The sequence below is a fragment of the Yoonia sp. genome (assembly GCF_036770585.1).
Lineage (GTDB): Bacteria > Pseudomonadota > Alphaproteobacteria > Rhodobacterales > Rhodobacteraceae > Yoonia.
The window spans coordinates 1-11,884 of the sequence record NZ_DAIPIW010000060.1; the positions used below are offsets into that span (position 1 = coordinate 1).

Consider the following 11,884-nt stretch of genomic DNA (forward strand, 5'->3'; position numbering starts at 1 on the left):
ACCTTCATCACCGAGGTCAGCCAGGACACATGGATCTTCTTTCCCTGGGACATGGCGCTGCAATATGTCGAGCCCTATCGCGGGACGGACTGATGCCTGTTCTGTGGCCCTAGGGCTCCGCCCGTTCGTGGCTCAAACGATCCACTGGATCGTTTGCCAGACGCCACTCACTCCCCGCCGGAGGCACCTGCCCTTGCAGAAACCACCCGGCGCCAGATCAGGTCTCCCATGCCCACAACCCGCACCACCAGCACCTTTGCCCCACCCGTGATGGCGGCCCGCCGCTGGCTGGACGGTGTGGATTTCCCCGCTGACCGCCCGCTTTTGAACGTCAGTCAGGCGGCCCCCGTCGATCCGCCCCCCCTGCCCCTGCGCGCAGCCATGGCCGAGATCGTGATGCAGGACCCCGAGGCGCATCTCTATGGTCCGGTGCTTGGCCTGCCCGCCTTGCGGGCCGAAGTGGCAAAACGCTGGACGGCCAGCTATGGCGGCGCTGTGGCAGCCGAACAGGTCGCAATCACCTCGGGTTGCAATCAGGCCTTCGCGGCCGCGATTGCGGCACTCTGCACCGAAGGGGACGAGGTGATCCTGCCGGTTCCCTATTATTTCAACCACCGCATGTGGCTGGATATGTCGGGGGTCAAAGCCGTGCCGCTGACGGTCGGTGACGGCATGATCCCCGATGCGGGGCAAGCGGCGGCGCTGATCACCGACCGCACCCGCGCCATCGCCCTTGTCAGCCCGAACAATCCTTGCGGTGTGGAATACCCCGCCGCAACGCTGCGCGCCTTCATGGCGCTTGCCCGCGCGCATGATCTTGCGCTGATCGTGGATGAGACCTACCGCGACTTCGACAGCCGCACCGGTGCGCCGCATGACCTTTTCACCGATCCCGACTGGGACGCGACGCTGATCCAGCTTTATTCCTTTTCCAAGGCCTACCGGCTGACCGGCCATCGCGTGGGGGCCGTTGTCGCCTCGCAAGGCCGTCTGGCCGAGATCGAAAAGTTCCTCGATACCGTCACCATCTGCCCCAACCAACTGGGCCAGCGCGCGGCACTTTGGGGGATGCAGAACCTCGATCAGTGGCTGGCCGGTGAACGGGCCGAGATCCTCGACCGGCGCGCGGCGATTGCCGACCATTTCCCCAAGCTGGCCGCGAAGGGCTGGCAACTTTTGGGCTGCGGGGCCTATTTCGCCTATGTCCGGCACCCTTACGCCATGTCATCCGCCGATCTTGCGCCGCGTCTGGTCAAGGAGGCGGGCGTCCTGCTGTTGCCGGGCACGATGTTCATGCCCGATGATCACGGGGGCGGCGACAGCCAGCTTCGCATCGCTTTCGCCAATATCGACCGCGCAGGGATTGCCACCCTTTTCGACAGGCTTGCCGCCCTTACCCTCTGAACCCTTGCACCCCTGCGCCCTCGCCCTTATTCATGCGCAAACCTCAGGCGGAGCAGCGATCTTATGGCGGACAAGAAGAAACCTCGGTTGGGCGCGTGGATCATCGTCGGGGTGATCCTTCTGGGGCTTGCGGGCTTCGGCGCCGGCGGGCTCAGCGGCACGGTCCGCACCATCGGGACCGTGGGGGACAAGGATGTCTCGGTGCAGACCTACCAGCGGGTGCTGAACGACCAGATCCGCGCGGTGTCCGCGCAGTTCGGCCAGCAGATCACCTTTCAGCAGGCACAGGCCTTCGGCATCGACCAGATGGCGCTTGGTCAGGTGATCCTGCTGCGCACACTGGACAACGAGGCCAGCAATCTGGGCATTTCCGTGGGCGATGAAAACGTGCTCGAACGCCTGCGCGCCATTCCGCAGTTTCAGGGCGCGGGCGGCTTCAACCGCGAGACCTATCGCCTTGCCCTGCAACAGTCCGGCCAGACGGCGGTCGAATTCGAGAATGACCTGCGCGAGGAAACCGCCCGCACCCTGTTGCAAGGTGCGGTCGTCAGCGGTGTGCCGAACCAGATGGCCTTTGCCGATACGCTTGTTCAATATACCTCCGAGAACCGCGCGATCACTTGGGCCGTTGTCGATGCAGGTGATCTGACCGCCCCCGTCCCAGGTGCCACCGAGGCCGACCAGCAGGCCTATTACGACGCCAACCCCCAGACCTTCACCGCCCCCGAGACGCGCGAGATCACCTATGCATGGCTGACACCGGGCATGATTCAGGATCAGCTTGATGTGCCCGAAGCGGCCATCGCCCAGCTTTATCAGGACCGCATCGCCGAATTCGTCCTGCCCGAGCGGCGTCTGGTCGAGCGACTTGTCTATATCGCACAGGACCGCGCCGAAGAGGCTGCCGCCCGCCTTGCCGCAGGCGAGGTCAGCTTTGAAGAACTGGTGGCCGAACGCGGTCTTTCCCTTGCAGATGTCGACATGGGCGATCTGGCGCAGGATGAACTTGGGGCCGCGGGCGAGGCTGTCTTCGCCGCCGCCCCGGGCGAGGTCGTCGGCCCGATCAGAACCGCCTTCGGCCCTGCGCTCTTCCGCATGAATGCGGTCCTGACATCACAGGAAACGACACTGGACGAGGCGCGCGAGGAACTGCGCGACGAACTGGCCGCCGATGCGGCGCGGACATTCATCAACGACAGCAGCGATGCGATCATCGACCTGCTGGCCGGTGGTGCGACCATGGCCGATCTGGCTTCGCGCACCGATATGGAACTGGGCACGATCTCGTGGAACGCGGATATCGTCGAGGGCATCGCCGCCTATGACGATTTTCGCGCCGCTGCCGCAAACGCGGAAATCGGCGCGTTTCCCACGCTTCTGGATCTGTCCGATGGCGGGATCTTCGCGCTGACACTCGACAGCATCACCCCTCCGACCCTGCGCCCCATCGACGCGGTGCGCGAGGAACTGGCGGCGGCTGTGGTCGCCCGGAACACGCGCGATGCGGTGATGGCGCAGGCCGAGGAACTGGCCGGACAGGTCCTGCCGCTGACGAATTTCGACACGCTGGGCCTGACCGCCACCATCGAAGAAGGCGTGACCCGCCGCACCTTCATCGAAGGCACCCCGCCGGATTTCAACGACACGCTCTTCGACATGGCGGTCGGCGATGTCCGCGTGCTTGCGGCGGACGACCGCGCGATCATCCTGCGCCTCGACGATATCTCGGCCCCCGACCTGAACGATCCCTCGGTGATCGCGCAACGCGACGCGCTGTCGGATACGGCAGCGGCGGGCATCGCGCAGGACATCTTCGATGCCTACGCCTCGACCTTGCAGGTCCAGACCCGCATCGACATCAACCAGCAGACGATCAACGCGATCAACGCGCAGTTCCAGTAAGGCGATCCCTATGGCGCTTTTGCCCGACTACGAGACATTCGCCAAAGGGTTCGACAGCGGCGCCAGTCAGGTGGTCTATGCGCGCATCGCCGCCGATCTGGACACGCCTGTCTCGCTGATGCTGAAACTTTCGGGCGCGGGCAGGAACGCCTTCATGCTGGAAAGCGTCACCGGGGGCGAGGTGCGCGGGCGCTATTCCATCATCGGCATGAACCCCGATCTGATCTGGGAATGTCGCGGCACGCAAAGCCGTCTCAACCGCAAGGCGCGGTTTGATGATGCCGCTTTCGAGACCTGCGCCGACGATCCGCTGACGGCCCTGCGTGGCCTCTTGGCCGAATCGCGCATCGACCTGCCCGCCGGTCTGCCCGCCGCCTCAGCGGGGCTGTTCGGCTATCTCGGCTATGACATGATCCGGCTGGTCGAGCATCTGCCCGATGTGAACCCCGACCCCATCGGCCTGCCCGACGCGGTGATGATGCGGCCATCGGTCGTGGCCGTGTTGGACGGGGTGAAGGGCGATGTGATCCTTGTCGCCCCCGCCTATGCCAATTCCGGCCTCTCGGCCCGGGCCGCCTACGCACAAGCCGCCGAGCGCGTCATGGATGCGCAACGCGCGCTGGAACGCCCGATGCCCAGCGAAAGCCGTGGACTGGCCGAGCCCGCCCCCGTCGCCCCGCCGGTGTCGAATTTCAGCCATGCGGCCTATCTGGCCGCGGTCGAAAAGGCCAAGGACTACATCCGCGCGGGCGATATCTTTCAGGTCGTCCCCGCCCAACGCTGGACGCAGGACTTCCGCGAGCCGCCCTTCGCGCTTTACCGCTCGTTGCGGCGCACCAACCCCTCGCCCTTCATGTTCTTTTTCAACTTCGGCGATTTTCAGGTGATCGGGGCCAGCCCCGAAATCCTTGTGCGCGTCTTCGGCAAAGAGGTCACGATCCGCCCCATCGCGGGTACGCGGCCAAGGGGCGCCACCCCCGCCGAGGACAAGGCCAATGAACTGGACCTGATGGCCGACCAGAAGGAACTGGCCGAGCATCTGATGCTGCTGGATCTGGGCCGCAACGATACCGGCAAGGTCAGCAAGATCGGCACCGTCCGCCCGACCGAGCAATTCATCGTCGAACGCTATTCCCACGTCATGCACATCGTCTCGAACGTGGTGGGGGAACTGGCCGACGATCAGGACGCGCTCAGCGCCTTTTTCGCGGGCATGCCTGCGGGCACCGTGTCCGGTGCGCCCAAGGTCCGCGCGATGGAGATCATCGACGAACTGGAGCCGGAAAAGCGTGGCGTCTATGGCGGTGGTTGCGGCTATTTCAGCGCAAATGGCGATATGGATATGTGCATCGCGCTGCGCACCGCCGTGCTGAAGGACGAAAAGCTCTACATTCAGGCGGGCGGCGGTGTCGTCTACGACAGCGACCCCGAGGCCGAGTATCAGGAAACCGTCCACAAATCGAACGCCATCCGCAAGGCGGCGGCCGATGCGGCCATGTTTCGCGGCAATACCAACTAGGCGCGACTAGTCACCGCTGCGCAGGATGCCCGAGACGGGGCCCATGATGGTGCCGGACCCGGTGTTCGCGGCCGCCCAGTCGCGCAAGGCCGCAAGTGTTGCGTCGTCAAGACGCGCGCGCAGCACCACATCGCCGGACTGGCGGGCGCGGAAGGCGGCCTGATCCAGCGCGCGGGCGATGGCGGCGGCGGATTCGCCGTTCCCGTCCAGATCGCGCGCGACGGCCACCGCTGGCACACCGGCCTGATCGGCACTGCGCACCGCGCCGCCAAAACCCTGTTCCTGCGCGACAAAGCCCATGCCGCGGGCCGACAGAACCTCGATCACCTGCGCTGTGACCTGCCGGTCCCCCTGCACCACGTCTCCGCCTGAGGAATAGAGCATTGCCGCCTCGGGCAGCAGACCAAGAGCCGCCTCGAAAGCCACCTCGACGTCGGATGGCAGCGCGCCGACCGGCAACGCAAGTTCCATCGCGACCTCGGCCCCGGCAGCACGGTAGGCCTGCAACTGGTCCGCCGCATCGGGGGCAAGGGCGTTGACGACCACGGTCGGGGCAAAGCCCAGACCGGCGATGGCGGCGGCGGGATCAGCGATGGTGCCACCTTCGATCAGCACGATGGCCAGCATCGGAAGATCGTCGGGGTTCTCGAAAGCCGCAGAATAGCGATCCAGATCCGGCGCATCGGGGTCGGGTATGTCCGGCGCGATGATCTCGGCCGGTTCGCCGACCGGTGCCGATGGCTGCACCCCGAGGCGGTTGATCACGACGCCCGTGCCGGGGTCTTCGGTCCGTGGGGCGGGTGCGTCTTCGCCCGCTTCGGGTGTCGTGATGATCGAAGGCGCGGGCGGGACAGGCATGGCAGAGGGCTGATCCTCCTGCGCCTGCACCGCAAGGGGTGCTGGCGCGGGCGCAGGTGCCGGTCGCTGTTGCAGCGAGACGGTTTCGACAGCCGGTGCCGGGGCGGGATCGGGGGCCACAATCGCGACCTCGGGCGCCGCTTGCGGGGCCGGTGCGGCGTCAATCAGCGGCAGCCCGGGCTGGCGCGCGCGATTGGTCAGCACGGGGATCCAGCGATCGACAAGGGGCGCGCGCTGCTCTTGCGGCATGCGCGGAAACGAGGCTTTGGCGAAAGCGGTGATGCTGCCTGCCACCTCGGTCGTGACACGTGGCGGTTCAGACGCGACCTCAGCCGCCGCCGGTGTCGGGGGGGCGGGCATCGCCGACGCGGCAGGTGCGACCGCAGCGGCGGCGGTTTCGGCGGGCGGCTTTACCGTGGTCGCGGCATGATAGGATGCCCCGCTGGCGGTGATGCCGCCGAGGATCAGCCCCCAGAGTGCCCCTTCGATATAGCCCCGCATGCCTTCATGCCCCTGTCTAACGGCTTGACGCCCCCCGGCGTCCCGGCCCATGTATGAACCCGACTATACCTGTCCCTCTGCCGGGGTTGGTAGCCCCTAATTCACCTTGCGCGGGAAGTTGCGATGCTGCTTCTGATCGATAACTACGACAGCTTCACCTACAACCTCGTCCATTATCTGGGCGAATTGGGGGCAAAGGTGGTGGTCCGGCGCAATGACGCGCTGGATGTGCAGGCGGCGATGGCGATGCGGCCGCAGGCGATCATGCTCTCGCCCGGGCCTTGCGATCCGGCGCAGGCGGGCATCTGTCTGGCGCTGGTCCATGCCGCCGCCGAGACGGGCCTGCCGTTGATGGGCGTCTGCCTTGGTCATCAGGCCATCGGCGAGGCTTTCGGCGGCAAGGTCGTGCGCTGCCACGAGATCGTGCACGGCAAGATGGGCACCATGCATCACAAGGGTCAGGGCGTCTTTGCCGGACTGCCCGACCCCTTCGCGGCGACGCGCTATCATTCCTTGGTGGTCGAACGCGAAAGCCTGCCGGATTGCCTTGCGGTGACGGCTGCGCTGGCGGACGGGACAATCATGGGCTTGCAGCACAAGACGCTTCCGATCCACGGGGTGCAATTCCATCCCGAAAGCATCCGGTCGGAACATGGCCACAAGCTGCTGGAGAATTTCCTGAACATGACGAAGGTGCCCGCATGAGCGACGCGATGAAGCCCCTGATCTATGCGGCGTCCGAAGGCCCGCTGTCGCGCGCGCAGGCGGAAGAGGCGTTCAATTACCTATTCGAAGGGGCCGCGACCCCGGCCCAGATCGGCGGTTTCCTGATGGCGCTGCGGGCGCGGGGGGAATCGGTGTCCGAGTATGCCGCCGCCGCCGCCGTCATGCGCGCCCATTGCGTGCCCGTCAAAGCACCCGAGGGCGCGATCGACATCGTCGGCACCGGCGGTGACGGTAAGCACACGCTGAATATCTCGACCGCGACTGCCTTTGTGGTCGCGGGTGCGGGTGTGCCCGTGGCCAAACACGGCAACCGGAACCTCTCGTCGAAATCCGGCACGGCGGATGTGCAAAGCGCGCTTGGCATCAACGTCATGGTCGGCCCCGAGGTTGTCGAACGGGCGCTGGCCGAGGCGGGGATCGGTTTCATGATGGCCCCGCTGCATCACCCCGCGATGAAACATGTGGGCCCGATCCGTGTCGAACTTGGATCAAAAACGATCTTCAACATATTAGGTCCGTTGACTAATCCCGCAGGCGTCAAGCGTCAGTTGACCGGCGCCTTCGCCCCCGACCTGATCTTTCCGATGGCCGAAACCCTGCAACAACTGGGCAGCGAGAAAGCCTGGCTTGTCCACGGCAGCGACGGCACCGACGAGATCACGATCTGCGGGACGACCGCCGTCGCCGCGCTGGAGAACGGCAAGATCACCTCGAAAACCATCCACCCCGAGGATGCGGGCCTGCCCGAACACCGGTTCCGGGACATCATCGGCGGCACGCCCGAGGAAAACGCACAGGCCCTGATGGCCTTGCTTGAGGGTGATGCAGGCGCCTACCGCGATGCGGTGCTGCTGAACGCCGCCGCCGCACTTGTTGTCGCCGACAAGACCGCCGACCTGAAGGAAGGGGTCGGGCTGGCCGCCGAGAGCATCGACAGCGGCAAGGCGAAGACCGCGCTGGAAACGCTGGCGCGGATCACGCAAGCGGCGTGATGTTCGATCTGGCAGGGCTGGGCGCCTGGGCCGGCCTGCCCTTCTTTGCCGAAGACCTGCCCCGCATCGCGGGCAGGATCGACGGCGCGGTGCTGCCCCCGCCTGACCGGACCTTCGCGGCGCTTGTCCGCACGCAACCGGAAGCGACCCGCGTGGTGATCCTCGGGCAAGACCCCTACCACAGCCCGGGCAAGGCGGATGGGCTGGCCTTCTCGATCCCCGATGGCTTTGGCGGGCGGCTTGATAGCCTTGGCAATATCTTCAAGGAAATCGAAAGCGATCTGGGCAGGCCACGCCGCAAGACCGCGCTGGACGATTGGGCGGATCAGGGGGTTTTGCTGCTGAATACCGCGCTGACGGTCACACCCGGCAAACCCAGGGCGCACGCGCGATTGGGGTGGGACAGGCTTGTGCGGCAGGTGCTCGCCCGCCTCGACGACCGCCCCCGCGCCTTCATCCTCTGGGGCGGTCCGGCGCAGGCCCATGCGGACGCCCTCGGGCCGCATCACCTGATCCTGACAGCCCCGCATCCTTCACCGCTTTCGGCGCATCGCGGCTTTTTCGGCACTCGCCCCTTTTCGCGGGTGAACCGCTGGCTTATTGAACAAGGCGGGGAACCAATCAAATGGGCGGATCCATGAGCGACATTCTGGAAAAGATCAAAACCTACAAGCTGGAAGAGGTCGCCGCCCGCAAAGCCGCCGTGCCCCTGTCAACGGTCGAAGCCCGCGCCAAGGACGCCCCCGCACCGCGTGGTTTCGCAGCAAGACTGGCCGAGGCGTCGCAGACCGGTTACGGCCTGATCGCCGAAATCAAGAAGGCCAGCCCCTCCAAGGGTCTGATCCGCGCCGATTTCGACCCGCCCGCCTTGGCGAGGGCCTATGAGGCAGGCGGTGCGACCTGCCTTTCGGTCCTGACCGATGCGCCGTCCTTTCAGGGCGATGACGGCTATCTGACGGCCGCGCGCGCGGCGACCAGCCTGCCCGCCCTGCGCAAGGATTTCATGTATGACACCTATCAGGTGGCCGAGGCCCGCGCGCTGCATGCCGATTGCATCCTGATCATTCTGGCAAGCGTCAGCGATGCGCAGGCGCAGGAACTGGAAGAGGCCGCCTTTGCCTGGGGCATGGATGTGCTGCTCGAGGTGCATGACGCCGCAGAGCTCGACCGCGCCTGCAAGCTGAAATCGCCGCTGATGGGGATCAACAACCGCAACCTCAAGACTTTCGCGGTGACGCTGGACACCACGCGAAGCCTGGCGCAGCGGGTGCCCGCAGACCGGCAGATCGTCTGCGAAAGCGGCCTCTTCTCGCCCGCCGAACTGGCGGACATGGCGGGCTACGGCGCGCGCAGCTTCTTGATCGGTGAAAGCCTGATGCGACAGGATGATGTAGCGGCGGCCACGCGGGCGCTGCTGGCCAATCCCGTGGCCAAGGTGGCCTGATGGCGGGCAAGCTGACCCATTTCGACGATCAGGGACAGGCCCATATGGTCGATGTCTCGGACAAGCCGGTGACGGCGCGCACGGCGATTGCGGAAGGCTGGGTCAAGATGACGGCCGAGACGCTAGCCCTGATCACCGAAGGCCGCGCCAAGAAGGGCGATGTGCTGGGGATCGCGCGGATCGCGGGGATCACCGGGGCCAAGAGGACCGCCGATCTGATCCCGCTGTGTCATCCGCTGCCGATCACCAAGGTCGCGCTGGACCTGACGCCCGACCCTGCCCTGCCCGGCATCCGCATCACCGCCACGGTCAAGACCGGCGGCCAGACCGGTGTGGAGATGGAGGCGCTGACAGCCGTCAGCACCGCCGCCCTGACCGTCTACGACATGGTCAAGGCGGTGCAGAAGGACATGGAAATCGGCGGCATCCGCCTGACCTTCAAGGACGGCGGCAAGTCCGGCCGGTTCGCGGCCCCATGATATCGGTCGCAGAGGCGCTGGACCATCTCTTTGCGCTGGCCACCCCGCTGGAGGCGGAAACCGTCGCCCTGCGCCAGGCCAACGGACGGGTCCTTGCAACCCCGCAAACCGCGCAGCGCACGCAACCGCCCTTCGCGGCCTCTGCCATGGATGGCTACGCGGTCAACAGCGCAGAGATCGCGGCAGGCGCGCAATTCACCGTCATCGGCGAGGCCGCTGCCGGACACGGGTTCACCGGACAGGTCGGCAAGGGCCAAGCGGTGCGCATTTTCACCGGCGCGCCCCTGCCCGATGGCACCGACCACGTGATCATTCAGGAAAACGTCACGCGCGCGGGCGACCGGATCACGCTGGACGACAGCGCCAATGACACAGCCCACGTCCGCCCTGCCGGTGGCGATTTCAAGCAAGGCGACCTGCTGGCCGCCCCGCGCCGCCTGACGCCCAGCGACATCGCGCTGCTGGCGGCGATGAACATCGCCGCAGTGCCCGTCACCCGCAAACCGGTCGTAGCCCTGATCGCGACCGGTGACGAACTGGTCCAACCCGGCGAGACACCGGGGCCGGACCAGATCATCGCCTCGAACAGCTACGGTCTCGCCGCACTGGTCGAGGACCTCGGCGCCGAGGCGCGCCTCTTGCCCATTGCGCGCGACACCGCCGCATCCCTGAAGCTGGCCTTCGATCTGGCAAAGGGTGCGGACCTGATCGTCACCATCGGCGGGGCCTCGGTCGGCGATCACGATCTGGTCGGCGCGGTCGCACAGGATCAGGGGCTCGCCCGGTCGTTCTACAAGGTGGCGATGCGCCCCGGCAAACCGCTGATCGCGGGACGCTTGGGCGCTGCGGCCATGGTGGGCCTGCCCGGCAATCCGGTCTCGGCCATGGTTTGCGGGCATGTCTTTCTGGCCCCCATGCTGCGCAAGATGCTGGGACTGGGGGCCGCCCCCGCGCCGCGCCAATCCGCCATTCTGGCGCATGACATCGCCGCCAACGGCCCGCGCGAACACTACATGCGCGCCCACATCGGCACCGAGGGCGTGACGATCTTTCCAAGACAGGATAGCTCGCTCCTCTCGGTGCTGTCCGATGCCAACTGCCTTGCAATCCGCCCGCCCCATGACCCTGCACGCGTCATGGGGGAAACGGTCGAGATCATCAGGCTGTGATCTTCTTTCTCCCATGACACTCCCGCCGGAGGCTCCGGCCTTCGCGCAACGGACTGACGTCAGGGTTGACACAAAACAGGAACATGCATAGAACATAAGCAAAACGCATGCGGGAGCAGTGCCATGTTGACCAAGAAACAACTCGATCTGCTGGAATTCATCCACAAGCGCGTCCAGCGCGACGGCGTCCCCCCCAGTTTCGACGAAATGAAAGAGGCGTTGGACCTGCGCTCGAAATCGGGCATCCACCGGCTGATCACGGCACTGGAAGAACGCGGCTTCATCCGCCGCCTTGCCCACCGCGCCCGGGCGCTGGAAATCGTGAAACTGCCCGATGCGATGCAGACGACCACCGGCTTCACCCCGCGTGTGATCGACGGCGACAAGCCGGACAGCATTCCGCGCAAGGCCATGGCGGTCGAAAGCGGTGCCACCGAATTGCCGCTGATGGGCCGCATCGCCGCCGGTGTCCCGATCGAGGCGATCAGCGAGGCCACCCGCAATGTCTCGGTCCCGCAGTCGATGCTGGGTGCGGGCGAACATTACGCGCTCGAGGTCAAGGGCGACTCGATGATCGAAGCAGGGATCAATGACGGCGATGTCGTGGTGATCCGCGAAACATCCGTGGCCGAAAACGGCGATATCGTCGTGGCGCTGGTCGAAGGGCATGAAGCCACGCTCAAGCGGTTCCGCCGCAAGGGCAACGCCATCGCGCTCGAGGCGGCGAACCCCGCCTATGAAACACGCGTCTTCCGCGATGATCAGGTCAAGGTGCAGGGGCGGCTGGTCGGGTTGATCCGCACCTACTGAGGGTCCAGCACGAATGACGGCATGGGCGCACCGAAGGCGGTGTTCCAACGGCGCGCACCCGCTGCATCGCGGGCCGTGGT

General features: G+C 65.9%; 11 protein-coding genes and 1 pseudogene. 11 read left to right on the top strand and 1 reads right to left on the bottom strand.

The window, feature by feature from the left end; all coding sequences use genetic code 11:
- From V7N12_RS10710 to trpE, 4 genes and pseudogenes are all read left to right on the top strand, one after another.
- A pseudogene (locus tag V7N12_RS10710) lies at positions 1-93 on the top strand (xanthine phosphoribosyltransferase); the annotation flags it as partial.
- Between the two features lie 135 nt (positions 94-228).
- Positions 229-1,404, top strand: coding sequence for an aminotransferase (locus V7N12_RS10715; protein ID WP_333714532.1), 1,176 nt, complete (start codon positions 229-231; stop codon positions 1,402-1,404).
- A 63-nt stretch (positions 1,405-1,467) separates the two neighbouring features.
- Complete coding sequence (locus tag V7N12_RS10720; RefSeq protein ID WP_333714533.1) at positions 1,468-3,306, top strand: peptidylprolyl isomerase; 1,839 nt, start codon at positions 1,468-1,470, stop codon at positions 3,304-3,306.
- Positions 3,307-3,316: 10 nt separating this feature from the next.
- The gene (gene trpE, locus V7N12_RS10725; protein ID WP_333714534.1) at positions 3,317-4,825 is read left to right on the top strand and encodes an anthranilate synthase component I; all 1,509 of its coding nucleotides are present in this window, start codon (positions 3,317-3,319) and stop codon (positions 4,823-4,825) included.
- 6 nt (positions 4,826-4,831) lie between these two features.
- Here the strand turns inward: trpE and V7N12_RS10730 are convergent, their stop codons facing one another.
- On the bottom strand, positions 4,832-6,184 hold the full coding sequence (locus V7N12_RS10730; protein ID WP_333714535.1) for a divergent polysaccharide deacetylase family protein: 1,353 nt from the start codon (positions 6,182-6,184) through the stop codon (positions 4,832-4,834).
- Between the two features lie 123 nt (positions 6,185-6,307).
- Here V7N12_RS10730 and V7N12_RS10735 point away from each other — a divergent pair, with 123 nt between their 5' ends.
- The 7 genes from V7N12_RS10735 (at position 6,308) to lexA (ending at position 11,804) form a co-directional block, all read left to right on the top strand.
- A complete protein-coding gene (locus V7N12_RS10735) occupies positions 6,308-6,889 on the top strand; it encodes an anthranilate synthase component II (protein ID WP_333714536.1) in 582 nt (193 codons plus the stop codon).
- Positions 6,886-7,902 (top strand): anthranilate phosphoribosyltransferase, encoded by a 1,017-nt coding sequence (trpD, locus tag V7N12_RS10740; RefSeq protein ID WP_333714537.1) that lies wholly within the window; start codon positions 6,886-6,888, stop codon positions 7,900-7,902. Before V7N12_RS10735 ends, trpD begins: the two co-directional genes overlap by 4 nt.
- Positions 7,902-8,543, top strand: a complete 642-nt coding sequence (locus V7N12_RS10745) for a uracil-DNA glycosylase (RefSeq protein WP_333714538.1) — start codon at positions 7,902-7,904, stop codon at positions 8,541-8,543. Before trpD ends, V7N12_RS10745 begins: the two co-directional genes overlap by 1 nt.
- On the top strand, positions 8,540-9,346 hold the full coding sequence (gene trpC / locus V7N12_RS10750) for an indole-3-glycerol phosphate synthase TrpC (protein WP_333714539.1): 807 nt from the start codon (positions 8,540-8,542) through the stop codon (positions 9,344-9,346). The genes V7N12_RS10745 and trpC overlap by 4 nt, the downstream gene beginning before the upstream one ends.
- Entirely contained in the window at positions 9,346-9,825 is a 480-nt protein-coding gene (gene moaC, locus V7N12_RS10755) for a cyclic pyranopterin monophosphate synthase MoaC (protein WP_333714540.1), read from the top strand. Before trpC ends, moaC begins: the two co-directional genes overlap by 1 nt.
- Entirely contained in the window at positions 9,822-10,994 is a 1,173-nt protein-coding gene (locus V7N12_RS10760; protein ID WP_333714541.1) for a molybdopterin molybdotransferase MoeA, read from the top strand. The genes moaC and V7N12_RS10760 overlap by 4 nt, the downstream gene beginning before the upstream one ends.
- A 123-nt stretch (positions 10,995-11,117) precedes the next feature.
- The gene (lexA, locus tag V7N12_RS10765; RefSeq protein ID WP_333714542.1) at positions 11,118-11,804 is read left to right on the top strand and encodes a transcriptional repressor LexA; all 687 of its coding nucleotides are present in this window, start codon (positions 11,118-11,120) and stop codon (positions 11,802-11,804) included.
- Positions 11,805-11,884: the final 80 nt, after the last annotated feature.

Coding starts and splice junctions, on each gene's coding strand:
- V7N12_RS10715 (WP_333714532.1), top strand. CDS start 229: ATGCCCACAACCCGCACCACCAGCACCTTTGCCCCACCCGTGATGGCG.
- V7N12_RS10720 (WP_333714533.1), top strand. CDS start 1,468: ATGGCGGACAAGAAGAAACCTCGGTTGGGCGCGTGGATCATCGTCGGG.
- trpE (WP_333714534.1), top strand. CDS start 3,317: ATGGCGCTTTTGCCCGACTACGAGACATTCGCCAAAGGGTTCGACAGC.
- V7N12_RS10730 (WP_333714535.1), bottom strand. CDS start 6,184: ATGCGGGGCTATATCGAAGGGGCACTCTGGGGGCTGATCCTCGGCGGC.
- V7N12_RS10735 (WP_333714536.1), top strand. CDS start 6,308: ATGCTGCTTCTGATCGATAACTACGACAGCTTCACCTACAACCTCGTC.
- trpD (WP_333714537.1), top strand. CDS start 6,886: ATGAGCGACGCGATGAAGCCCCTGATCTATGCGGCGTCCGAAGGCCCG.
- V7N12_RS10745 (WP_333714538.1), top strand. CDS start 7,902: ATGTTCGATCTGGCAGGGCTGGGCGCCTGGGCCGGCCTGCCCTTCTTT.
- trpC (WP_333714539.1), top strand. CDS start 8,540: ATGAGCGACATTCTGGAAAAGATCAAAACCTACAAGCTGGAAGAGGTC.
- moaC (WP_333714540.1), top strand. CDS start 9,346: ATGGCGGGCAAGCTGACCCATTTCGACGATCAGGGACAGGCCCATATG.
- V7N12_RS10760 (WP_333714541.1), top strand. CDS start 9,822: ATGATATCGGTCGCAGAGGCGCTGGACCATCTCTTTGCGCTGGCCACC.
- lexA (WP_333714542.1), top strand. CDS start 11,118: ATGTTGACCAAGAAACAACTCGATCTGCTGGAATTCATCCACAAGCGC.